Genomic DNA, 23,390 nt, shown 5'->3' on the forward strand with positions numbered 1-23,390 from the left:
ATCAGGAGGCGATGATCCGGTCGGCGCGCTCGCGTGCCCAGCGCTCGGCCTCGTGCAGAGAGGCGACCGAGAGCGTCTCCGGCGGCTCATGCGCGTCCACCACGGCGGAGATCGTGTCGACGATCCCGAGGAACGGCAGACGCCCCTCATGGAACGCGTCGACCGCCTGCTCATTCGCGGCGTTGTAGACGGCCGGGAACGTCGAGCCGGCTCGTCCCACCGCCTTGGCCAGCGCGACGGCCGGGAACGCGTCGTCGTCCAGGGGCTCGAAGGTCCACTGCGCGGCGGTGGTCCAGTCCATCGGACGCCCGACGCCGCCGACCCGGTGGGGCCAATCCAGCCCGAGGGAGATCGGCAGGCGCATGTCCGGCGGTGAGGCCTGGGCGATCGTGGACCCGTCGATGAACTCCACCATCGAGTGCACGATGGACTGCGGGTGCACCACGACGTCGATGTCGTCGTAGTCGACATCGAACAGCAGATGCGCCTCGATGACCTCGAGGCCCTTGTTGACGAGGGTTGCGGAGTTCGTCGTGACGACGCGCCCCATGTCCCAGGTGGGATGCGCGAGCGCCTCGGCCGGGGTGACATCCGCCAACTCGTCGCGCCGACGCCCCCGGAACGGCCCGCCAGAGGCCGTGACGATCAGGCGGCGGACCTCGTCCTTCCGGCCGGATCGCAGGGCCTGGGCGAGCGCGGAGTGCTCCGAGTCGACCGGGACGATCTGCCCCTCCGACGCTGCGGCGAGCACCAGATCGCCGCCGACGATCAGCGACTCCTTGTTGGCCAGAGCCAGCGTCCGACCCGCCTTGAGCGCCTCGAGGGTCGGCCCGAGTCCGATCGATCCGGTGATGGCGTTGAGCACGACGTCGGCCTCGACGTCGCGCACCAGTTGCTGCGCGGCCTCCGCGCCCAGCGCGGTGTCCTCCACACGGAACTCGGCCGCCTGCTGCGCGAGCTGCTCGGCGTTCGATCCGGCCGCGAGACCCACCAGCTCGAAGCGGCGCGGATTCGCGCGGATCACCTCCAGCGCCTGAGTGCCGACGGAGCCTGTGGAGCCGAGGACGATGACGCGACGCATGCCGCCAGCCTACGCGCCCGGCGTCCCGTTACTGGACCGCGGTCTGGTTCGCGAGGATGTCGATCACGAAGACGAGCGTCTGCCCGGCCAGCTCGTGCTCGCTGGATCCGGCCTCGCCGTACCCGAGCGCGGGCGGGATCACGACGAGCACCTGGGAGCCGACCTTCTGACCCTCGAGCGCCTGGATGAAGCCCTCGACGTACGTGTTCCCCTGGATGGAGATCGGTCCGTCGTTCTGCCAGGAGGAGTCGAAGACCTCGCCGGTGTCCCAGTTCACGCCGTGGTACTGCAGAAGCGTCGTGTCGCCCGCGGCGACCGCGGCGCCGTCGCCCTGCTTGAGCACGGAGATCTGGAGGTCGGACGGGGCGTCCGCGTCCGGGATCTCGACACTCGGCTCGCCGTCGTCGGCGAGCGTCACGGCCGGCATGCCGTCGGCGGGTTCCTGCTCGGTGCCCCACGCCGCGGTCGGGGTGATCCCGAGGACGTCGATGATGTAGAACTGAGCGGCGGCCTGGTCGCTGGTCGGGAAGGCGACCGATAGGCGGGACCCGACCGTCGCGCAGCCCAGGACCTGGGCGAGGGACGCGTCGGCGGTGATCTTCGCAGGCAGCAGCTCGGCCGCCGTGTAGCCCGCATCGCCGAGACGGTCGCCGGTCTCGGCGTCGAAGGCGCTGAGCGCGTACGAGACGTAGTCGCCGTCGGAGATCTCCTCGCCGTCGCCTTCGCTGACGACCGTGCGCTGCAGCTCGTCGACGGTCTGGCCCAGCTCGAACGTCGCCGCGGAGACCTCGCCGAACGTGCCGTCGATCGTCACGCTGTCGGAGGCATCCCCGGATGCCGCGGCCACCGCGCACAGGTCGGCGGTCGCGTCGGGCGTCTCGGTGGACTCGGGCGCCGCGCCGCCGCTGCAGCCCGCCAGGAGCAGGGTCGCCGCGGCGACGGTGGAAAGGAGGGCGATCGGACGCGTGCGCACAGTGAGACCTCGAGTCGGGGATGGGACCCCCCTATCCTGGCGCATCTCGCCTTTGCTCGCGCTGGGAGTCGCCGTGTCGCACGAACCGGCGGTGCATTCCGGTCACGGAATGATCTCGGGCGTAGGCTGGCAGGATGACCTCTGAGCCGTCCGACGCGCCCGAAACGCCGGTGGAAGAGTCCGACAGTCCGCGTCGTGCGGGCTTCACCTACGCGCTCGGCCGCGCCGTCATCGGCCCGCTCGCGCGCCTGGTCTACCGGCCCAGGGTCGAGGGCAGGGACAACGTTCCCCGTACCGGACCGGTGATCTTCGCCAGCAACCACCTGTCCTTCATCGACTCGATCGCGATCCCGGTGGCAGCTCCCCGGCCGGTGCACTTCCTCGCCAAGTCGAGCTACTTCGAGGGGACCGGCATCAGCGGTGCCCTGAGTCGGACGTTCTTCCAGTCCATCGGCGCGATCCCGGTGCGCCGCGGCGCCGGTCAGGCCGCGCTCGACGCGCTGGATCAGCAGCGCAAGCTCCTCGACGACGGCCTCGCCGTCGCTCTCTACCCGGAGGGAACGCGCTCCACCGACGGCCGGCTCTACAAGGGCCGTACCGGCGTCGCGTTCCTCGCACTGCAGACCGGCGCCCCTGTCGTGCCGGTCGGTCTCATCGGCACAGACCGCGTGATGCCGAAGGGCGCGAAGATGCCGTCCCTGCGCGAACGCATCACGGTGCGCTTCGGCGAGCCGATCGACGTCTCGTCGCACGGTCCGGCGTCGAGCGGCAGGGCACGTCGTCTCGCGACGGACGACATCATGGCCGCGATCCATGCGCTGAGCGGACAGGAGCTCGCCGACGCCTACAACGAGGCGCCGGCTCAGGGCACGATCGAGAAGATCAAGCAGGCCCTGCCGCACGAGCGGCGCTGATCAGGTCGCCGCGGTCACCGCGGCTTCATGGCGCACCGGGAAGTTCACCGAGTTGGCGATGAAGCACCAGGCGTTCGCCTGGGCGTGCGCGTTCTCGGCCGCTTCGATCATCGACGCCTCCGCCACGACGACCTCGGGGTGCAGCACGACCTCGGCGAACGCTCCTCCGCCTCGGCCGTCCTCGCGCATCACGCCGGTCGCCCTGTCGCGGTACGAGACGACGACGACGCCCGCTGTGACGCACGCGTGCAGGTACGACAGCAGGTGGCACTCCGACAGAGCGGCGAGCAGCAGGTCCTCGGGGTTCCAGCGCGTCGGGTCGCCGCGGAACGGCTTGTCCGAGGAGGCGAGCAGCTCGCTCTTTCCGGCGATCTCGATCGTGACGTCGCGCGCGTAGTCGCGGTATCCGCTCGTCCCGCTCCCCCGATTCCCGGTCCAGGTCGATGTGAGTTCGTAGTGGTGTTCGCCCAGGCTCATACCCTCAGTCTGGCCTAAGCTGGTCGGGTGCTGGAGACTCTCACCGTCGCGGATGCCGTCGAACTCGCCGTCGTCGAGCGGAGCGGCTTCATCGAATCCCGCCATGCCGGCGCCGCGGTCGTCCTGTCTCCTGACGGCGATGTCGTCTCCCGCCTCGGTAACGCGGACGCGCTGATCCTTCCGCGGTCGAGCCTCAAGCCCCTGCAGGCAATCGCCTGTGTCACAGCGGGCGCTGCGCTCGAGGGCGAGCAGCTGGCGCTGTCGACGGCGAGCCACGTCGGCACCGACCGGCACGCGGCGACGGTGCGCGACATGCTCGTCGAAGGAGGGCTCACCGAGGATGATCTCGCCTGTCCTCCGGCATGGCCGTCGGACACGACAGCGCGGGACGAACTGGTGCGGGAACACGGCTCCCCCGCACGGATCCGGATGAACTGCTCCGGCAAGCACGCCGCGATGCTGCGCGCGTGCGTGGCCACCGGGTGGCCGACGCAGGGGTACCTGGATCCCGCGCATCCGCTGCAGGCGCACATCCGCGAGGTGATCGAGCGTCTCACGGGTGAGAAGGTCGCGCACACCGCGGTGGACGGATGCGGTGCTCCCGTGTACGCCATGACGCTCACAGGTCTCGCGCGCGCCATCCACCGCATCGGCTCGGCCTCGGACCGCTCCCCCTTCGCCCTGCACCGGGTCGCCGGGACGCTCGTGCGCACGGTGCGCGAGCATCCGTGGACGATCGAAGGTCCAGGGCGTCCGGACACCATCGCGATCGAGACGCTCGGCGTGTTCGCCAAGGGCGGTGCGGAGGGCGTCATGGTCATGGTCGCCCCGAACGGGACCACGGTCGCGCTGAAGATGCTGGACGGATCGGCGCGCGCTTCCACGATCGTCGCGGCGACGCTGCTCGCCCGGGCCGGCGCGCTGGCCGACGCGGACGTCCGGTCGCTCGCCGAAGCACTTCCCCTCGCCGTCACCGGCGGAGGGAGCGATGTCGGGGTCATCCGCCCCGGCGTCGCCGTCTGAGCCCCCACCAGGGGCGGTGAACCCCCTCGATGAGGAGGGGAGGAAAGGAGCCACGATGAGGATCAGCGTCCCCACCGAGGTGAAGAACAACGAGTACCGGGTCGCACTGACCCCGTCCGGTGTGCACGATCTGGTGCAGGCGGGTCATGAGGTCGTGGTCCAGTCGGGTGCCGGTGCCGGATCGTCGATGCCGGATGCCGAGTACGCCGAGGCCGGAGCCGTCCTCGTCGAGGACCCGACGGAGGTCTGGGCGCGGGCCGAGCTCGTGATGAAGGTCAAGGAGCCCATCGCCGAGGAGTACGGTCATTTCCGCGAGGACCTCGCGCTGTTCACCTATCTGCACCTCGCTGCCGATCGGCCGCTCACCGAGCGCCTGGTCGCTTCCGGCATGACGGCGATCGCGTACGAGACGGTGCAGCTGCCCGGAGGCGGGCTCCCACTGCTGGCTCCGATGAGCGAGGTGGCCGGTCGTCTGGCGCCGCTCGTCGGCGCCCACACACTGATGCGCTCTCAAGGCGGTCTCGGCCTGCTGATGTCCGGTGTCCCCGGCACGCGGCCCGCACGTGTCACGGTCATCGGCGGCGGTGTCGCCGGAGCGAACGCCGCGGTCATCGCGAGCGGCATGGGCGCGGATGTCACCATCTTCGACACCAACATCCCCCGGTTGCGGATGCTCGACGATCACTTCGCCGGCCGCGTGAAGACGGCCGCTTCCAATCCGCTGGATCTGCGTCGTGCCGTCGTGGACTCGGATCTCGTGATCGGGTCGGTGCTCATCCCGGGCGCACGCGCACCGAAGCTCGTCACGAGCGCCATGGTGGCGCAGATGCGACCGGGCAGCGTGCTCGTCGACATCGCCGTCGATCAGGGCGGGTGCTTCGAGGACACCCACGCGACGACGCACGACGACCCGACGTTCCGCGTGCACGGCACCGTCTTCTACTGCGTCGCGAACATGCCGGGAGCCGTCCCGAACACGTCGACTTCGGCGCTCACGAACGCCACGCTGCCCTACGCGCGCGCCATCGCGGCCGGCGGGTGGCGTGCGGCCATGTCGGCGGACCCTGCCTTGGCCGCTGGGCTGAACGTCAGCGGCGGTCACGTCGTGAACCCGGGTGTCGCCGCCGCGCACGGATCGGAGCTGGTGCCGGTCTCCGACCTGCTCTGACTCAGCCAGCGGCTTTCGGCAGGATGACTCGCTCCGGCGGTCCGCCGTCCAGCACCCGCCACGCGCGCCCCTGGTGGGGGCGCGCGTACGGCGGCAGCTCCCGGACGCCGACCAGGGTGCGCAGCTGGGCCGCGCATTCGGACAGCACGAGGATCTCCCCTTCGGCGCGGACGCGCTGCCAGCGCGTCCAGTCCCGCTGCCAGCTCTCCGCGTCGCCGACGATGATGCAGCCTGCGTCTCCGGCCCGCCCGCTGGGGATGCCGGCGGGCCGGGTGCGCGGGTCGTCCCCAGGCCGGGTGCGCAGGTCGTTCCCGGGTTCCGCGCCCGATTCATCCCGTGGTCTCGTGCGAGGGTCGTCCCCCGCCCGCGTGGGCAAGCCGTTCGCCGATCCCTCGGACTGCACGGCGGCAGGGCCGGCGGGCACCACCTGCCACGCGGGACAGGCCTCACGCAGGGCGTCGAGCAGGCCGGCGGCGCCCGTGCTGATCACGGCGACCAGGCGCCGTTGCGGGATCCACCCGGCACGGGACTCGGCGCTCGCCGCCGCGCCCGCGGACGACGCGGCCTCCATTCCCGGATCGGCCCACGCGACCTGCACCTCGCGCTCGCCGAGATGCCCGCGTCCGGGTGGCCGGTCGCGCCGGAACGTCGCCGACTCACCTCCCGCGGCGAGATGATCGCCGCGGGTAGGAAGCCGCAGCAGCAGCCTCTCGGACAGCGCATCCAGGATCCGCGCCGTCGCCCCGGATGCGCGCCCCGCCGTCACGACCACGCAGCGCTCCTCGGCCGCCCGCACGAACTGCTCGAAGCGCTCCGCGAACGCCAGCGCGTACTCCGTCGGATAGGCCGAGAGCAGGCGATCCAGGTCGTCGCACAGCACGAGCCGCGCCGGCTCCTCGCCGCGCTCCAGTGCCCCGAGCGCGTCCCACGCGTGCTCGGGGTCCGCGGGGATCGTGAACGCGCCGGCCTCCTGGCTCCGCAGCACCCGCAGCAGCGAGCTCTTGCCCGCCCCCGGCCCGCCGATCACCCCCAGACCGCGCTCGCGGCCGGGACGCAGGGTGATCACCGGCTGCCGCTGCCGGTGCGGCTCGTCGGCGAGTCCGATCGCGATCTCCCCCTCGGCCGTGCCGGGCAGCTCGAGAAGCGGCAGACGAGTCGGGAGCGCCGGGAGCCAGGGCCCGGACGGTCGTTCGGCGTGCGACCAGAGAGCGCCGATCGCTCGCAGGTCCTCGGGGCCGGTCAGCGCCACGCGGAGAGGAGCAGCCTCGGCATCCTGCGGCCGGCGCACGAACGCGATGCCGCGCGATCGCGAACCGCCCTCGAGCTCCGCCGCCGCCTCCGATCCGATCACCAGTCGGCTGTCCGCGGGATCCGAGACGCGCAGGGACATGCGCAACGGGCAGTTGGCCGCCAGGGCGTCTCTGATCACACCGGCCGCGCGCTGCGTGCCGAGGATCAGATGCATCCCGAGAGCGCGGCCGCGCGCGGCGATGTCGGTGAACACCGCGCCCAGATCCGGATGCTCCTGCACGAGTGCCGCGAACTCGTCCACGACGATCACGAGGCGCGGCATCCGCACGCCGGTCCCGGAGATGTCCTTGGCGCCGGCCTCCGCGAGGACACGCTCCCGGCGTCGCAGCTCGGACGTGAGGCTCTCCACCCCGCGGCGGGCTCTGTCCTCGTCGAGGTCCGTCAGCACGGCCGTCACGTGCGGCAGGCCGGCGAGCGGATCGAAGGCGGTGCCTCCCTTGAAGTCGGCGAGCACGAACACGACCTGATCCGGGCCGTGCGTCCGGGCGAGCGAAGCGACCCAGGTGATCAGCAGTTCGCTCTTACCGGCGCCGGTCATCCCGGTGACGATGGCGTGCGGTCCGTCGGCGACCAGGTCGACGGCGCCCGCGGCATCCACCCCCGTACCGAGCACCGCAGGCAGAATACCGCCGGGTTCCGCGGCGAGCTCGGACAACCTCACGCGATCCGGAAGCTCTGCTTCCCCGACCGCGCGATCGGCACTGGCCAGCGCCAGCGCCTGCAGCTGCGCCGCCGACACGCATTCGGCGGTGATCCGCTGCGTGCGGTCGCCGATGCGCAGCAGGGCATCGGACGGATCCACGCAGTCGATCACGGTCGTGATGCCGTCCGGGACCGGGTCGTCGGGCCCGCACACCCGGATCGTGGAGTCGGCGACGGCGGCCGGCGTGTCCAACCCGATGCTCACCCGCCAGGCACCGCGCGGCGACGAGCGCGCCTGAGCGAAGGCCCACCCCTCCGGCAGCGGTCCGACGAGGGCGAGCCTGCCCGGCAGGTGGCGCAGGCACAGTTGAGCGAGCAGCGCCCTGGCGATCGCGAGGCCCACCGGACGCGGGGCGCGGATGCACACCCCGCGTCCCAGCGGAACGGTGACGGGGGCGTCGACCAGCGTGGCGGCGCGGCGACGAAGCTCGCGCCCGCGGCCGTCGTCGCCTCCGGTCACCCGGGTCTCGCTGGTCCGCTCACCGCGCCCGATCACGACGACGGTGCCGGCGTCGACCGGATGGTCGTCGTGCAGCGGCTCGGCGATCAGGCAGCGCGCGACATCCGGATGGCGGCGCCACAGCCGCTCCCCCTCCTCGAGATGACGTTGGGTGATCTCGGCCTCGGCGCGAGCCCACGCGTCCTCCGCCGCGACGGTCAGGCGCTTGAGCTCACGTCGACGCTGCCGGATGCCGTCGAGCAGCGATCCGCCGATCATCAGCGGCCCCAGCAGAGCGAAGCACAACGACAGGACCGATCCGGTCACTGTCCACAGGACGATCCCCGCGGCGACCGGCACGAGAGCCGCGACGAAGGGGATCGGCGGGCGACGGGGCGGCTGCACTGCGGCAGGAAGGGCGATGGGTTCGGACGACATGCCCCCAGCGAACACCGTCCGGACACGGCGGAGACCGCTCTCCACAGGAGGCGGGCGAAGTCCTGCGGATCAGTCGGCTGTGGAGGGCGAGTGCTCGGCGACCTGGAGCACGATCAGGGTGACGTTGTCCCTGCCGCCGTTCTCCAGTGCGGCTTCCATCATGGCGTCGACCGCCGCCGCAGGGTCCGCGTGCTCGCGCAGGAAGTGCTGGATGCCGTAGTCCGTGAGCTCTTTCGTGAGTCCGTCCGAGCAGATCACGAAACGGTCGCCGTCCCTCAGCTCGATGCCCAGATAGTCGGGGGCGAACAGCTCGCTCGCGCCGACGGCCCGGGTGATGACGTTGCTGTAGGGATGCCCCTCGGCCTCTTCCGGGCTGAGGCGGCCCGAGGCGATGAGCTCCTGGACCACCGAGTGGTCGGTGGTGACCTGGACCAGTTGATCGTCGCGGAGGAGATAGACGCGCGAGTCGCCGATGTTCAGCGACACCCAGCGCGGCGGATCCGCGTCGAGGTCGAGGAAGACGCCGGTCAGGGTCGTGCCGGTCCCCTCGTCGGTCGTGTCGGGATGCGACGCGATGTCCTCCACGGCGAGTGCGAGGGCGCTCTCGATCGACTCGGCCGCGACGCTCCCGGACTCCACGACGCTCTTCAGCCGCGCGATCGTGCTCTGGCTCGCGATCTCGCCTCCGGCATGTCCACCCATCCCGTCCGCGACGACGAAGAGCGGGTAGTCCGCGAGGAAGGCATCCTGGTTCGTGTCGCGCCGACGACCGCGGTCGGTCGCTCCGGCCCAGCTGAGCGTGAAGCGGTCGTCGACGTCGAGCGTGTTCGCTGTCGTGTCAGCCACGAGCTTCCTCCGAAGTGCCTGCGGCGATCCGGGCGGCCGCACGACCTCCACACATCGTAGTGGACGCGGGATGCTGCGAGTACGCCATGCTTCCACGCTATCCGGTAACGGGCGGGGCGGATGCCGGATACGCCGAGAGCCCCCGATCGGAATCGAGGGCTCTCGGACTGCGGTCGATCAGGCCGGCGGCTGGTCCGGGTCGGTCGGTGCGGCAGGCGGGGCCGGAGGCGTCGTCGGCGGTGCCGGGGGCGTCGCGGGCGGCGGCGTGCTCGGCGCGGCCGGCGGCGTGTTCGGGGCCGGAGGCGTGCTCGGTGCCGACGCAGGCGGGGCCGCCGGAGGAGCCGGCGGTGCCGGGGGCGTCGTCGGGGCGCCGGTCGGCGGGACCGCGGGTGCCGCGGGCTGCTGCGGGTATCCCGGCTGGGCCGGCTGACCATAGCCCGGCTGAGCCGGCTGCTGCGGGTACCCGGGCTGGGCCGGCTGACCGTATCCGGGCTGAGCGGGCTGGCCGTAGCCGGGCTGTCCGTAACCCGGCTGAGCGGGCTGACCGTATCCCTGCGGGGCGCCGTAGCCCGGAGCCGCGCCGTACGCGGTCGCCGGCGGGTTCTTCGGCTGGACGGGGATGCCGGCCCAGACGGTGTCATCCGCGAGGAACTTCTGGCCTGCCCACGGAGCTCCGGGGACGTTCGGGTTCCAGCGCGACTTGTCGAAGGCCAGGATGCCCTCCCACACGAGCGCGAGGAAGATGAACAGGACGACCCAGACGGCGTCCTTCTGCAGCTTCAGGCCGACGCGCCATGCAGCGAGGACCGACAGCACAGCCAGCGCGACGGCGGGGACCCACGAGATGATCGCGAACAGGAGGCCGAGGATCGGGATCAGCGACAGGATGCTCAGCGCGATCGCGGCACCGATGCCGTAGAGGATCAGCCACGGCGACAGATCGCCGAGCTTGAACAGCACCATCGTGTTGTAGATCGGCACCCACGCGCGCCACTTGCCCTGGACGCCGGCCTTCTCGAAGATCTTCATCAGGAAGATCGACGACAGCACGTACGGGATGATCGAGATCAGCAGCAGCACGAAGAATGTGCCGATGATCGCGGCGGCCCATGCTCCGCTGTAATCGTCGTAGTAATAACTACCCATGATCCCCTCCGGGTCAGTGTTCATGGCGACGGTCGCGCCGCGCCCACAACCCTAGCGCGCCCGGTGTGCCGCGCGCACGGGTCCCGCGGGATGTCGCGCAATGTTCACGCCGGCGCGACGAGCTCCCAGATGCCGGGATCGGACGTCGTGCGGAGCACGATGTCGCGCGCTGCGGCCCATGCCAGGAGGTCCGCCGGGGTCTGCACGGACACGAGGTCCTCGGCGAACGCGCGCACGAAGGCGCCCTTGGCCTTCTTGTTGAAGTGGTTCAGGGCCCGCGTGACGCCGCCCTCATCCGCCACGACCCGCACGTACGCGGACGGCACGGATGCCGGGACCGGCCCGAGCGCGGCATAGGCCTCGCTGCGCAGGTCCAGCAGGAACGGCGCGTCGTCCTCGGCCAGCGCGCGCGTCGTCGCCTCCGACCAGTGCCGGCGCAGCGGCGCGACCCCGGGCAGGGATGCGCCGGCCGCGAGCCGGTACACCGGTATCGGATCCAGCGCGGCGACTGGTCCGAAGGGCGCGGAGTGGATGAGGACATGCTCATGCAGATGGGCGCGGGCCTCGGCCCCGAGGGTCGCGGCGTCCAGCTCGTCGAAGAGCACGCCGGTGTAGCGGTCCACAGCGGGCATCGTCGGCGAAGTGCGGAGCAGGCGATTGTGTTCGATCTCGCCGACCTGACGGTCGCTCAGCTTGAGGACGCGGCGCGCGGCATCCTCGTCGGCGGAGAGATCGACGAGCGCGTCGATGACGGCCTCGCGCTGCGGGCCGAGCGCCGGAAGCGCGAGCCGGCGCGTGTCGAACGCACCGGACGCTCCCCCGGCGCGCTTGGTCTCGGACGGCGGCAGCAGGATCTTCATGGGACTTCCGGGTGCGGACGCATCGAGGCGCCCGCCCCGGCACAGCCGGTGACGGACGCCTCGAGAGCGAAACGGATCAGGCGATCAGCGCGGCGTTGCCCGCCACGATCGTCAGGGTGTCGCCCTCCATGGAGAGGAACCCGTCCTGCGCGTTGGCGAGCACCTTGGACCCGTCCTCACGGGTGATGCGCACCTCGCCCTGCGCGAGGATGGCGAGCACCGGCTCGTGACCGGTCATGATGCCGATCTCCCCCTCGACGGTCTTGGCGACGACGAGGCTCGCCTCGCCCGTCCAGACCTCCGCGTCCGCGGAGACAAGGCTGACGTTCAGGGCCATGATCAGGCGTTCTCCTTCTGGATCTGCGCCCACTTCTCCTCGACGTCGCTGATCGCGCCGACGTTGAAGAAGGCCTGCTCGGCGACGTGGTCGAAGTCGCCCTTGGCGATCGCGTCGAAGGACTCGATCGTGTCCTTGAGCGGAACCGTGGAGCCCTCGACACCCGTGAACTTCTTGGCCATGTAGGTGTTCTGCGAGAGGAACTGCTGGATGCGGCGTGCACGCGACACGACGATCTTGTCCTCTTCGGAGAGCTCATCGACACCGAGGATCGCGATGATCTCCTGCAGTTCCTTGTTCTTCTGGAGGATCTGCTTGACCGTGGTGGCCACGCGGTAGTGGTCCTCGCCCAGGTAGCGGGGGTCCATGATGCGCGACGTCGAGGTCAGCGGGTCGATGGCCGGGTACAGACCCTTCGACGCGATCTCACGCGACAGCTCGGTCGTGGCGTCGAGGTGCGCGAAGGTGGTCGCCGGAGCCGGGTCGGTGTAGTCGTCGGCCGGAACGTAGATCGCCTGCAGCGAGGTGATCGAATGGCCGCGCGTCGAGGTGATGCGCTCCTGCAGGAGGCCCATCTCGTCGGCGAGGTTCGGCTGGTAACCCACGGCGGAGGGCATGCGGCCCAGCAGCGTGGAGACCTCGGAACCGGCCTGCGTGAAGCGGAAGATGTTGTCGATGAACAGCAGCACGTCCTGCTTCTGCACGTCGCGGAAGTACTCCGCCATCGTCAGAGCCGAGAGCGCGACGCGCAGACGCGTCCCCGGCGGCTCGTCCATCTGGCCGAAGACGAGGGCGGTCTTGTCGAAGACGCCCGCCTCCTCCATCTCGCCGATGAGGTCGTTGCCCTCACGCGTGCGCTCGCCGACACCGGCGAACACGGACACACCGCCGTGGTCCTGCGCGACGCGCTGGATCATCTCCTGGATGAGGACGGTCTTGCCGACGCCGGCGCCGCCGAACAGACCGATCTTCCCACCCTGCACGTAGGGGGTCAGCAGGTCGATCGACTTGATGCCGGTCTCGAACATCGTGGTCTTCGACTCGAGCTGGTCGAAGTTCGGCGCCTGGCGGTGGATCGGCCAGCGCTCCGTGATCTCGATCTGCTCGCCCGGCTCGGCGTTGAGGACCTCGCCGATCACGTTGAAGACCTTGCCCTTGGTGACGTCGCCGACGGGGACCGAGATGGCCTCGCCGGTGTCGCGCACCTCCTGGCCGCGGACGATGCCGTCGGTCGGCTTGAGCGCGATGGCGCGGACCAGGTCGTCGCCGAGGTGCTGAGCGACCTCGAGCGTGATCTCGGTGGACTCCTCGCCGATCGTGATCGTCGTCTTGAGGGCGTTGTAGATGTCCGGGATCGAGTCGTGCGGGAACTCGATGTCGACGACCGGGCCCGTGACGCGTGCGACGCGCCCGACGACCGCGGTCGCAGCCTCGGCTGTTGCGGTGGGGGTCATATCTTCGTCTCTTTCTTGATGGTCTATTTGCTCGACGCGAGCGCGTCGGCGCCGCCGACGATCTCCGCGATCTGCTGCGTGATCTCCGCCTGACGCGCATTGTTGCGCAGACGGGTGTAGTCGGTGATGAGCTTGTCGGCGTTGTCGCTGGCCGACTTCATCGCCTTCTGCGTCGCGGCCTGCTTGGCGGCCGACGACTGCAGCAGGGCGTTGAAGACCCGGCTCTGGATGTACACCGGCAGGATCGCGTCCAGCACGGTCTCGGCATCCGGTTCGAACTCGTAGAGCGGATACACGGCGTGGCCGGCATCCGACTCGTCCGACTCGGCGATCTCCAGCGGAAGCAGACGCACCGTCTCCGGGCTCTGCGTCATCATGCTGACGAAGCGGTTGTAGACGAGGTGGATCTCGTCGACGCCGCCGCCGGCACCGCCGCGGGAGAACGCCTCGAGCAGAGTCGCGGAGATCTCCTCCGCCGTCGAGAACTGCGGGGTGTCGGTGTCACCCGTCCACTCGGCCGCGGACTCGATGCCCCGGAACTGGAAGTACCCGACCGCCTTGCGGCCGACGAGGTAGAACACCGGCTCGCTGCCCTCGGCGCGGATCAGCTCGGCCAGCTCCAGCGCCTCGCGCAGGATCTGGGAGTTGAACGCACCGGCGAGACCGCGGTCCGACGAGAAGATCACCACCGCGGAACGGGTGATCGTCTCGGGCTCGCGAGTCAGCGGGTGGTCGACGTTCGAGTACGTCGCGACGGCGGACACGGCCCTGGTCACGGCACGCGCGAAGGGAGAGGACGCGCGCACGCGCGCCATCGCCTTCTGAATGCGCGAAGCCGCGATGAGCTCCATCGCCTTCGTGATCTTCTTGGTCGTCTGAGCAGAAGAGATCTTCTGCTTGTAGACCCTGAGTTGAGCGCCCATAACTGCGTACCCCGCGCGTTACGCGCGACGACCCTTGACGATCTTCTCCTGGTTGACGTCCTCGGCCGCGGCCGCAGCGTGCTCCTCGTGGCCGGGAGCGCCGATCGACTGCCCCTTGCCGCCCTGGAACTCCAGGATGAACGCGTCGGTGACCTTGTCGAGCTCAGCGACCGTCTCGTCGTCCAGCACGTTGGTCTCGCGCAGAGTGTCGAGCACCTTCGTGTTGCGACGCAGGTGGTCGAGCAGCTCGCGCTCGAAGCGCAGCACGTCGGAGACCTCGATGGTGTCGAGCTTGCCGTTGGTGCCGGCCCAGATCGAGACGACCTGGTCCTCGACCGGGTACGGCGAGTACTGCGGCTGCTTGAGCAGCTCGGTCAGACGCGCACCACGGGCGAGCTGACGACGCGATGCCGCGTCGAGGTCGCTGGCGAACATCGCGAACGCCTCGAGCGAGCGGTACTGCGCGAGCTCCAGCTTCAGGGTTCCGGAGACCTTCTTGATGGACTTGACCTGAGCGTCACCACCGACTCGCGAGACCGAGATGCCCACGTCGACCGCGGGACGCTGGTTGGCGTTGAAGAGGTCGGACTGCAGGAAGATCTGCCCGTCGGTGATCGAGATGACGTTGGTCGGGATGTACGCCGAGACGTCGTTCGCCTTGGTCTCGATGATGGGAAGACCCGTCATCGAACCCGCGCCGAGCTCGTCGGAGAGCTTCGCGCACCGCTCCAGCAGGCGCGAGTGCAGGTAGAAGACGTCACCCGGGTAGGCCTCGCGCCCCGGCGGGCGACGCAGCAGGAGGGAGACAGCGCGGTAGGCCTCGGCCTGCTTCGACAGGTCGTCGAAGATGATGAGGACGTGCTTGCCGCCGTACATCCAGTGCTGGCCGATCGCCGAACCGGTGTAGGGGGCGATGTACTTGAAACCGGCCGGGTCGGAGGCGGGGGCCGCGACGATGGTGGTGTACTCCATCGCGCCAGCGTCCTCGAGCGCGCCCTTCACGGAGGCGATCGTGGAGCCCTTCTGACCGATGGCGACGTAGATGCAGCGCACCTGCTTGGTCGGGTCGCCGGACTCCCAGTTGGCCTTCTGGTTGATGATCGTGTCGATCGCGATGGCCGTCTTGCCGGTCTGGCGGTCGCCGATGATGAGCTGGCGCTGGCCGCGGCCGACCGGGATCATCGCGTCGATGGCCTTGATGCCGGTCTGCAGCGGCTCGTGCACGCTCTTGCGCTGCATGACGCCCGGCGCCTGCAGCTCGAGCTCGCGACGACCCTCTGCGGCGATCGTGCCGAGGCCGTCGATCGGGTTGCCGAGCGGGTCGACGACACGGCCGAGGAACGCGTCCCCGACGGGGACGGACAGGACCTCACCCGTGCGGGTGACCTCCTGGCCGGCCTCGATGCCGGTGAAGTCGCCGAGGACGACGACGCCGATCTCGTGCTCGTCGAGGTTCAGAGCCAGGCCCTTGGTGCCGTCCGCGAAGGTGACGAGCTCGTTGGCCATGACGCCCGGCAGTCCCTCGACGTGCGCGATGCCGTCTGCGGCGTCGATGACCGTGCCGACCTCGGTGGCCGCGGCGGCGGTCGGCTCGTACGCGGCGGCGAAGTCCTTCAGCGCGTCACGGATGACGTCGGGGCTGATCGATAGTTCTGCCATTGTCTTCCCTTTGTATCTGGGTGCGCGGTTCCCCGCGCGAAGTCGTGTTAGCCCGCGAGCTTCTGTCGAAGATCGGCGAGCCGCGCGGAGATGCTGCCGTCGATGACGTCATCGGCCACCTGCACGCGCAGGCCTCCGACGACATGGGGGTCGATGACCTCGCTGAGCGTCACCTGTCCGCCGTAGCGACGCGACAGCGTGTCGACGAGGCGGGTGCGCTGCGCGTCGCTCAGCGCCGCGGCCGTGTGGACGGTCGCGACGATGAGGCCGCGCTGCGCAGCGACGATGCGGATGGCGCGGTTCAGCATCTGGCGCACCCGGCGCTCGCGCGGCTGGCGCACGAGCGACGAGACGATCAGCGTGGTCGGGGCGCCGGCGGCGCCGCTGATGACCTTCTCGACGAGATCGCCCTTGGCCGCGGAGTCGCCCAGGCGGCTGCCCAGGGCGAGCTCCAGTTCGGGGTTGCCGGCGACGACGCGGAGGAACCCGAACAGCTCCCCCTCGATGTCGTCCTTCGGCTTGGCGATCGCCACCGCGCGGATGGCGAGCTCCTCGATGCCGTCGATCAGGTCCGAGGAGTCCGACCAGCGCTGCGCCGCGACCGCGACGAGAACGTCCTGCGCGCTCGCCGAGAGACCGGCGAACACCGTACGGACGACCTTCTCGCGTGCCTCGGCGGTGGCAGAGGGATCTGCGAGCGCGCCGCTCAGCTGGGGCGAACCGCCCACCAGCCGCGCGGCGGCGAACAGCTCCTCCGCCGTGCCGAGGGTCACGCCCTTGGCCTGCGAGAGAGCCGCCGTCGTCGCCGACAGAGCCTGAGTGGTCGCGCTTCCCATTACTTGGCCGCCTCGGATGCCTCGAGATCCGCCAGGAACCGGTCCACCACGGCCGTCGCGCGGGCGTCGTCGGAGAGCGTCTCGCCGACCACGCCACCGGCGAGGTCGAGGGCGAGCGTGCCGACCTCGGACCGCAGCGAGACGAGAGCGGCCTGGCGCTCGGCCTCGATCTGCGTGTGCGCGGCCGCGGTCAGACGCGCGGCCTCAGCCGAAGCGGTCTCCTTGGCCTCGGTGACGATCTTCTTGCCGTCCTCGCGGGCGGCCTCGCGGATCTCACCGGCCTCGGTGCGCGCCTCGGCGAGCTGGCGGGTGTACTCCTCCAGCGCGGCCTCGGCCTGCTTCTGGGCCTCATCCGCCTTGGCGATGTTGCCCTCGATGGCTGCGGAGCGCTCGTCGAGCACCTTCGTGAAGCGCGGGAGGGCGACCTTCCACACCACGACGAGGATGACGACGAACCACAGGGCCGACCAGATGATGTCGTACCACGCGGGGATCAGCGGATTGGGTGTCTCCTCCGCCGCGAGGTTCGTGACAAGAGCGTTCAGCATCCTGTCTCCTTCAGAAGTCGGTGCGGATTACGGGAAGGGGATGAATCCGACGGCGATGCCGACGAACGCAAGCGCCTCGGTGAAGGCGATACCGATCCACATGAGAACCTGCAGGCGACCGGCCAGCTCGGGCTGACGGGCGACGCCCTCGATCGTCTTGCCGACGACGATGCCCACACCGATGGCGGGACCGATGGCTGCGAGGCCGTAGCCGACCGCCGCGAGGTGGCCGTTGATTTCAGCGAGAACCGTAGTTGCGTCCACGGGTTTTTCCTTTCGTTGGGTGGGACGGCAGTTGCCGACCCGCTCAGTGCTCTTCTGCGACCGCGAGCTGGATGTAGACCGCGGTGAGGACAGTGAAGACGTAGGCCTGCAGGACGACGACCAGCATCTCGAAGACGGTGAACGCACCGCCGAAGGCGAGGGTTCCGACGCCGAGGAGTGCCCAGCCGCCACCTGCAGTGAAGAAGAAGAAGTGCGTCGCCGCGAAGCAGAGCACGAGGATCATGTGCCCGACGACGAGGTTCATCATGAGTCGCAGCGTCAGCGTGACGGGACGGATGATGAAGGTCGAGATGAACTCGATCGGGGTGACGATGAAGTAGACCGGCCACGGAACACCGGAGGGGAAGAGGGCGTTCTTGAAGAAGTTCTTCGGGCTCTTCTTGATGCCGGCGTAGATGAACGTGACATAGCTGATCACGGCCAGCGTCAACGGCAGAGCGATGATCGCGGTACCCGGCATGTTCAGGAACGGGATGATGCCGGTGATGTTCATGAACAGGATCATGAAGAACATCGTCGTGAGGATCGGCAGGAAGCGGTCGCCGTCCTTGCGACCGAGCAGGTCGTGGGCGATGCCGTTGCGGACGAAGCCGAGGCCCATCTCCACGACGCTCTGGAAGCGACCGGGGACGACCGTCATCCGGCGCGTGCCGAGCCAGAGGATCAGCACGACGGCGATCACGGAGAGCGCCTGGATCACGTGGATGCGGTGGATCGGGACGACGCCGAAGACGTTGAACAGGATCTCCGGGAAGAACTCGTCCATCGAAGGGCCGTGGAACTCGCCATCGGCGGCCAGGCGGGGAATCAGGGTCGCAGCAAGATTAGACAGCGCGGGCTCCAGCTTCGGGGCACCGGTTCAGGACCGGGGCGACGATGGTCGGTGATGCGTGACGGCGCAAGCGCTCGCGGGACACGAGCGGGGCACAGGTCAACACTATCAGAATCAGGACTTTCGCAAGTTCGGGCCGGCCTCGCCCTCGCCCGCCTCCGGCGGCAGGTCCTCGGGGTTCTCGGTCGGCAGCTGCACGTCGCTGACGTTCGGCAGCCGCATGCGGGTGAGCACGACGACGTCGATGATCAGCGACATGGCCACGCCGGCGACGATCGACAGGAAGAACACCATCGGCTGGATCCATGGCTGCCCCGCCAGCACGATCATGATCACGACGAAGATGCCGAGCTTCAGCAGCCATCCGCCGAGCACGATCGCGAAGAAGAACTGCACGTACAGCGGGTCCCCGTACCAGCGGTTGGCGATCAGGATGCTCAGGCCCGTGATCCCCAGGAAGACGACGGCGAGCAGCACGCCGAGCAGCCCGCTCGCGAGCCCCTCTCCCCCCGCCACGGCGAAGCCGATGCCGCCCGCGACGACCGCGAGGACGGCGGCGGCGATCGCCGACCAGATCAGGGTGCGGCGCAGGATCGGGGTGCTGGACACGGGGCTCGGGCTCATCAGGGCTCCAGGGTTTCGGGTGCGGTTGCCGCTGCGGGCGGCGACGCCGCGGCCGGAGCCGTGCGGCGCGGTGAGGGCATGAGGGTGACGACCAGGCAGGCGGCGACGCCGACGGCGCCGAAAGCGACGCCGATGAGATACTGCCCGATCCAGTCCTCGCGCGCGCCGATGTACATCAGCAGCAGCGCGAGCGAGATGACGGCCGTCCACGCGTAGAAGATCAGCACGGCGTCGCGATCGCGGTGGCCGAGGTCGAGCATGCGGTGGTGGAGGTGCTTGCGGTCCGGCGAGAACGGGGACTTCCCCGCGCGCATGCGCCGGAACACGGCGAGGCCGAAATCCAGCAGCGGCAGCATCACGACGGCGATCGGCAGCAGGATCGGGATGAACGCACCGAGCAGCTGTGAACGGCCGAACTGCTCCGGATCGAGCGCCGACGCCGGCCACTGCCCCGTGAGCACCACGGTGGAGGTCGCCATCAGCAGTCCCATCACGAGCGCGCCTGAGTCGCCCATGAACAGCTTCGCCGGGCTCCAGTTCCAGGGCAGGAACCCCAGGCACGCGCCGATGAGCACGGCGGCGAGGAACGTGGACAGGTTGAAGTACGTGGTCGCCCCGATGTCCCGCGACACGATGTAGGAGTAGGCGAAGAACACGCTGTTCGCGATCAGGCACACCCCGGCGACGAGCCCGTCCAGGCCGTCGATGAAGTTGACCGCGTTCATCACCACGACGATCGCGAACATCGTGACGGCGATGCTCACCCAGCTCGAGAACAGGATCATCTCGCCGAACGGCAGCGAGAGGATCTGCATCCCTCCCCACACCGTGATGATCCCGGCCGCCAGGAACTGCGCTCCGAGCTTGATCATCCAGTCCAGGTCGATGAGGTCGTCGATGACGCCGATCACCGCGATCAGCAGCGCCGCGCACAGCACGGACCACATCGTCTGCGGCGGGATCCACAGCGTCTCGAAGAACGGATTGGCGGCGGAGACGCCGACCGCCGTGGCGATGCCGAGGAAGATCGCGACCCCGCCGAGACGCGGCGTCGGCGTGGTGTGCACATCGCGCTCGCGGATCCCCGGATACAGCTTGAACCGCAGGCTCAGCTGCCAGACCACCCAGGAGAGCGCGAAGGTGACGGTCGCGGTCAGGATGATCGTGAACAGGTACTGCTTCACGCCGTGCCGTCCGAGCCGTCGTCCGTCAGGACGTCGCCGGGCTGCACGGCGGGTTCGAGAAGATCGCCGAGCACGTCCTCGAGCTGCTCGCGGGTGATCGCGCCTTCGCGGAGGATGCGGACGACCGGCGCGGGAGCGTCGTCGCCGCGCGGGACGAGCGAGGTGGCGTCGACGATCGTCGAGGCGATGCCGTCCCGGCTGATGCCCGTGTCGAGGTACACCGCGACGCTGTCGCCGAGCATGTCCAGAGCGTCGGATGCCGTGATGGCGGCGTCCTTGCCGGTGAGGTTCGCGCTGGACACCGCCAGCGGACCGGTCTCCTCCAGCAGTTCGAGGGCGACTCGGCTGTCGGGCATCCGCACCGCGACCGTGCCCTGGGTCTCGCCGAGGTCCCAGGAGAGCGAGCGCTGCGCGGGGAGCACGATCGTGAGGCCGCCGGGCCAGAACGCGTCGACGAGGCGCTGGACGGGTTCGGGCACCGACTCCGCGAGAGCGCTGAGCGTTGCGGGACCCGAGACGAGCACGGGAGGCGGCTGGTCGCGACCGCGCCCCTTCGCGTCGAGGAGGCGCTGGACGGCAGCCGGCGAGAACGCGTCGGCGGCGACGCCGTAGACGGTGTCGGTGGGGATGACGATGAGCTCGCCGCGGCCGATGGCCTGGCGGGCACGGCGCATGCCGGCGAGCAGCTGCTCCTCATCGCGGCAGTCGAAGACGGGGGACATGACGGATCGATTCTACGCGGAGACGTCGGGGAGAAGCGGAACGGGTCAGGGGCGCAGCGCCGTGGTGGCCCTGTCCCGGTGGGTGAGGTCGGGGTGCGTGGCCGCGGCTCGCCAGCCGTCGGCGGTCAGCAGCGCGCGGACCTCCGCCCCCTGCAGCTCGCCGTGCTCGATCACCAGGAGTCCCCCCGGCCGCAGCAGCGCGAGTGCACGACGGCTGAGCACGCGCACGACGTCGAGCCCGTCCGGTCCCCCGTAGAGCGCCGTGGACGGATCGAACAGCCGGACCTCGGGGTCGCGCGGGATCGCATCGTCCGGCACGTAGGGCGGATTCGAGATGACGACCGCGACGCGGCCGTCCAGCTCCCGGAAGGCCTCCGCGAGATCCGCGTGGACGAGCGTCAGGTTGGCGGCGGCCTCGGTGTTGCGTGCGGCCCACGCGTGGGCGTCCGCAGAGAGCTCGGCCGCGAAGATCCGGGCGTGCGGGACCTCGGTCGCCATCGCCAGGGCGATGGCTCCGGATCCTGTGCCGAGGTCGACGCCGATGGGCTCGGCATCCGGGGCGTTCATGAGCGCGTCGATGGCGAACTGGGCGACCTGCTCGGTCTCCGGCCTCGGGACGAAGACGCCCGGTCCGACCGCGAGCTCGAGGTGCCGGAACGGCGCCGTGCCGGTCAGGTGCTGCAGCGGCTCGCGCGCCGCACGCCTCTCCACGAGCGCGCGCAGACGGTCTGCGTCCTCCTCCGCGAGATCGTCGCCGCGTACGGCGGCCGCCTGCACGGCTCCGCGTCCGAGACCGGCGACATGCCCGAGCAGGAGCTCGGCGTCCACGAGGGGGTCGGGCACGCCCGCGTCGGCGAGCTGCTGGGCGACGGAGCGCAGGAGCGCGGCGATCGAGACGGGCATCCCTCCAGCGTAGAGCGCAACGGTCCGTCACATATGTCCCCACCACAGACCGCTCCCCTAGGCTGTCGGCAGTCACCCGCTCAGGAAAGGCGTCTTCATGCCCGGCATCCACTCCGACATCACAACAGCCTTCGGCAACACGCCGCTGGTCAAGCTGAACCGTCTCACCGAGGGCCTGGACGCCACCGTCCTCGTCAAGGTCGAGGCCTTCAACCCCGCCTCCAGCGTCAAGGACCGCATCGGCATCGCGATCGTGAACGCGGCCGAGGCGTCCGGCGAGCTCAAGCCGGGCGGCACGATCGTCGAGGCCACGAGCGGCAACACCGGCATCGCGTTGGCCATGGTGGGTGCCGCGCGCGGCTACCGCGTGATCCTCACGATGCCCGCGTCGATGTCCAAGGAGCGCCGTGTCCTGCTCAAGGCGTTCGGTGCCGAGCTCGTACTGAGCGACCCGACCAAGGGCATGAGCGGCGCGATCGAGACGCTCAAGGAGATCATCGAGAAGACCCCCGGCGCGGTCTGGGCCCGGCAGTTCGAGAACGCCGCGAACCCGCAGATCCACCGCGAGACCACCGCGCAGGAGATCCTCCGCGACACCGACGGCGCCGTCGACGTCTTCGTCGCCGGCGTCGGCACGGGCGGCACGGTCACCGGCACCGGACAGGCGCTCAAGGCCGCGAAGCCCGAGGTGAAGGTCATCGCGGTCGAACCCAAGGACTCTCCGCTGCTTTCCGAGGGCCGCGTCGGCCCAGCGAAGATCCAGGGCATCGGACCGAACTTCGTCCCCGACGTGCTCGACCGCGAGGTCATCGACGAGGTCATCACGGCCGAGTTCGACGAGTCGATCGCGACCGCCCGTGCTCTCGCCGCGAAGGAAGGCCTGCTGGTGGGCATCTCCAGCGGCGCCGCGGTCGCCCAGGCGCTCAAGGTGGCAGCCCGCCCGGAGAGCGCGGGCAAGACGATCGTCGTCGTCGCTCCGGACACCGGTGAGCGCTACCTGTCCACCGCGCTGTTCGAGGACCTGCGCGAAGACTGATGCCGATCCCCGGCATGCACTGGGTCGGGCGGATGCGCGAGGACGTCGCGTCCGCCCGGCTTCGTGATCCCGCCGCCCGCGGCGGCCTGGAGATCGCGATCCTCTACCCCGGGCTGCACGCCGTCTGGGCGCACCGGGTCAACCACGCCCTCTGGCGGCGCGGGCTGCGCTTCCCCGCGCGGCTCGGCTCGCAGCTCGCGCGCTGGCTGACCGGAATCGAGATCCATCCCGGAGCGCGCATCGGGCGCCGCTTCTTCATCGATCACGGCATGGGTGTCGTCATCGGAGAGACCGCCGAGATCGGCGACGACGTCATGATCTACCACGGCGTGACGCTGGGCGGCCGCACGCGCGACGCCGGCAAACGGCATCCCACCCTCGGCGACGGCGTCGCGGTCGGCGCGGGCGCCAAGATCCTCGGTCCGATCACGGTCGGCGCGCGCTCGGTCATCGGCGCGAACGCCGTCGTCACGAAGGACGCACCGGCCGACAGCGTGCTGGTCGGCGTGCCGGCCAAGGCGCGCACCCGCAAGCCGCACGACGACACGCGCGCGCTGCTGACCGCTCCCGACTACTCGATCTGACCGCCGGGGCGGCGTAACGCCCGTCTATATGGCGCCAGTGCACGCCCCTGCTCGGCGTGTCGCGTGCGTTTGCGCCATATAGACG

General features: G+C 69.9%; 24 protein-coding genes. 5 read left to right on the top strand and 19 right to left on the bottom strand.

The features are described 5' to 3' along the window. Position 1: 1 nt before the first annotated feature. Both dxr and AC3RXZ_RS03985 read right to left on the bottom strand, forming a co-directional pair. Positions 2-1,081, bottom strand: a complete 1,080-nt coding sequence (gene dxr, locus AC3RXZ_RS03980) for a 1-deoxy-D-xylulose-5-phosphate reductoisomerase (RefSeq protein WP_243224982.1) — start codon at positions 1,079-1,081, stop codon at positions 2-4. A 28-nt stretch (positions 1,082-1,109) separates the two neighbouring features. Continuing rightward, the gene (locus AC3RXZ_RS03985) at positions 1,110-2,054 is read right to left on the bottom strand and encodes an FKBP-type peptidyl-prolyl cis-trans isomerase (protein ID WP_491493234.1); all 945 of its coding nucleotides are present in this window, start codon (positions 2,052-2,054) and stop codon (positions 1,110-1,112) included. 134 nt (positions 2,055-2,188) lie between these two features. Between AC3RXZ_RS03985 and AC3RXZ_RS03990 the strand changes: the two genes are divergently transcribed. Further along, a complete protein-coding gene (locus AC3RXZ_RS03990) occupies positions 2,189-2,968 on the top strand; it encodes a lysophospholipid acyltransferase family protein (RefSeq protein WP_243224980.1) in 780 nt (259 codons plus the stop codon). Here AC3RXZ_RS03990 and AC3RXZ_RS03995 read toward each other — a convergent pair whose 3' ends face one another. Next, on the bottom strand, positions 2,969-3,445 hold the full coding sequence (locus AC3RXZ_RS03995) for an OsmC family protein (RefSeq protein WP_243224979.1): 477 nt from the start codon (positions 3,443-3,445) through the stop codon (positions 2,969-2,971). A 27-nt stretch (positions 3,446-3,472) separates the two neighbouring features. Here AC3RXZ_RS03995 and AC3RXZ_RS04000 point away from each other — a divergent pair, with 27 nt between their 5' ends. Beyond that, a complete protein-coding gene (locus AC3RXZ_RS04000; protein WP_491493235.1) occupies positions 3,473-4,468 on the top strand; it encodes an asparaginase in 996 nt (331 codons plus the stop codon). A 55-nt stretch (positions 4,469-4,523) separates the two neighbouring features. Next, the gene (gene ald, locus AC3RXZ_RS04005; protein ID WP_491493236.1) at positions 4,524-5,636 is read left to right on the top strand and encodes an alanine dehydrogenase; all 1,113 of its coding nucleotides are present in this window, start codon (positions 4,524-4,526) and stop codon (positions 5,634-5,636) included. Position 5,637: 1 nt separating this feature from the next. Here ald and AC3RXZ_RS04010 read toward each other — a convergent pair whose 3' ends face one another. The 16 genes from AC3RXZ_RS04010 to prmC form a co-directional block, all read right to left on the bottom strand. Continuing rightward, positions 5,638-8,526, bottom strand: a complete 2,889-nt coding sequence (locus AC3RXZ_RS04010; protein ID WP_491493237.1) for an FtsK/SpoIIIE domain-containing protein — start codon at positions 8,524-8,526, stop codon at positions 5,638-5,640. 69 nt (positions 8,527-8,595) lie between these two features. Then, positions 8,596-9,372 (bottom strand): PP2C family protein-serine/threonine phosphatase, encoded by a 777-nt coding sequence (locus AC3RXZ_RS04015; protein WP_243224975.1) that lies wholly within the window; start codon positions 9,370-9,372, stop codon positions 8,596-8,598. Positions 9,373-9,549: 177 nt separating this feature from the next. Next, complete coding sequence (locus AC3RXZ_RS04020) at positions 9,550-10,542, bottom strand: DUF5684 domain-containing protein (protein ID WP_243224974.1); 993 nt, start codon at positions 10,540-10,542, stop codon at positions 9,550-9,552. A gap of 80 nt (positions 10,543-10,622) precedes the next feature. Then, positions 10,623-11,378 carry a YaaA family protein gene (locus tag AC3RXZ_RS04025; protein WP_491493238.1) on the bottom strand — a complete coding sequence of 252 codons (756 nt, stop codon included), beginning with the start codon at positions 11,376-11,378 and terminating at the stop codon, positions 10,623-10,625. Positions 11,379-11,454: 76 nt separating this feature from the next. Further along, a complete protein-coding gene (locus tag AC3RXZ_RS04030; RefSeq protein WP_243224972.1) occupies positions 11,455-11,715 on the bottom strand; it encodes a F0F1 ATP synthase subunit epsilon in 261 nt (86 codons plus the stop codon). A 2-nt stretch (positions 11,716-11,717) separates the two neighbouring features. Further along, positions 11,718-13,169 (bottom strand): F0F1 ATP synthase subunit beta, encoded by a 1,452-nt coding sequence (gene atpD / locus AC3RXZ_RS04035; RefSeq protein WP_243224971.1) that lies wholly within the window; start codon positions 13,167-13,169, stop codon positions 11,718-11,720. A 23-nt stretch (positions 13,170-13,192) separates the two neighbouring features. Further along, positions 13,193-14,092, bottom strand: coding sequence for a F0F1 ATP synthase subunit gamma (locus tag AC3RXZ_RS04040; RefSeq protein WP_243224970.1), 900 nt, complete (start codon positions 14,090-14,092; stop codon positions 13,193-13,195). A gap of 18 nt (positions 14,093-14,110) precedes the next feature. Next, positions 14,111-15,751 carry a F0F1 ATP synthase subunit alpha gene (atpA, locus tag AC3RXZ_RS04045; RefSeq protein WP_243224969.1) on the bottom strand — a complete coding sequence of 547 codons (1,641 nt, stop codon included), beginning with the start codon at positions 15,749-15,751 and terminating at the stop codon, positions 14,111-14,113. Positions 15,752-15,798: 47 nt separating this feature from the next. After that, complete coding sequence (locus AC3RXZ_RS04050; protein ID WP_491493239.1) at positions 15,799-16,587, bottom strand: F0F1 ATP synthase subunit delta; 789 nt, start codon at positions 16,585-16,587, stop codon at positions 15,799-15,801. Further along, entirely contained in the window at positions 16,587-17,135 is a 549-nt protein-coding gene (locus AC3RXZ_RS04055; protein ID WP_243224967.1) for a F0F1 ATP synthase subunit B, read from the bottom strand. Before AC3RXZ_RS04055 ends, AC3RXZ_RS04050 begins: the two co-directional genes overlap by 1 nt. A gap of 27 nt (positions 17,136-17,162) precedes the next feature. Beyond that, positions 17,163-17,399 (bottom strand): ATP synthase F0 subunit C, encoded by a 237-nt coding sequence (gene atpE, locus AC3RXZ_RS04060; RefSeq protein ID WP_025103147.1) that lies wholly within the window; start codon positions 17,397-17,399, stop codon positions 17,163-17,165. Between the two features lie 43 nt (positions 17,400-17,442). After that, the gene (atpB, locus tag AC3RXZ_RS04065; protein WP_243224966.1) at positions 17,443-18,186 is read right to left on the bottom strand and encodes a F0F1 ATP synthase subunit A; all 744 of its coding nucleotides are present in this window, start codon (positions 18,184-18,186) and stop codon (positions 17,443-17,445) included. Between the two features lie 180 nt (positions 18,187-18,366). Then, a complete protein-coding gene (locus tag AC3RXZ_RS04070) occupies positions 18,367-18,876 on the bottom strand; it encodes a Cg1360 family ATP-synthase-associated protein (protein ID WP_491493240.1) in 510 nt (169 codons plus the stop codon). After that, positions 18,876-20,060 (bottom strand): MraY family glycosyltransferase, encoded by a 1,185-nt coding sequence (locus AC3RXZ_RS04075; RefSeq protein ID WP_491493241.1) that lies wholly within the window; start codon positions 20,058-20,060, stop codon positions 18,876-18,878. The genes AC3RXZ_RS04070 and AC3RXZ_RS04075 overlap by 1 nt, the downstream gene beginning before the upstream one ends. After that, entirely contained in the window at positions 20,057-20,782 is a 726-nt protein-coding gene (locus AC3RXZ_RS04080) for an L-threonylcarbamoyladenylate synthase (protein WP_491493242.1), read from the bottom strand. Before AC3RXZ_RS04080 ends, AC3RXZ_RS04075 begins: the two co-directional genes overlap by 4 nt. 45 nt (positions 20,783-20,827) lie before the next feature. Continuing rightward, positions 20,828-21,685, bottom strand: coding sequence for a peptide chain release factor N(5)-glutamine methyltransferase (gene prmC / locus AC3RXZ_RS04085; protein ID WP_491493243.1), 858 nt, complete (start codon positions 21,683-21,685; stop codon positions 20,828-20,830). 97 nt (positions 21,686-21,782) lie between these two features. On the opposite strand from prmC, the gene cysK reads away from it, so the two are divergent. Both cysK and epsC read left to right on the top strand, forming a co-directional pair. Next, positions 21,783-22,721 (top strand): cysteine synthase A, encoded by a 939-nt coding sequence (cysK, locus tag AC3RXZ_RS04090; protein WP_243224961.1) that lies wholly within the window; start codon positions 21,783-21,785, stop codon positions 22,719-22,721. Further along, positions 22,721-23,305, top strand: coding sequence for a serine O-acetyltransferase EpsC (epsC, locus tag AC3RXZ_RS04095; RefSeq protein WP_491493244.1), 585 nt, complete (start codon positions 22,721-22,723; stop codon positions 23,303-23,305). The genes cysK and epsC overlap by 1 nt, the downstream gene beginning before the upstream one ends. The last annotated feature ends 85 nt before the right edge of the window (positions 23,306-23,390 follow it).

The sequence above is a fragment of the Microbacterium cucumeris genome (genome assembly GCF_058349845.2).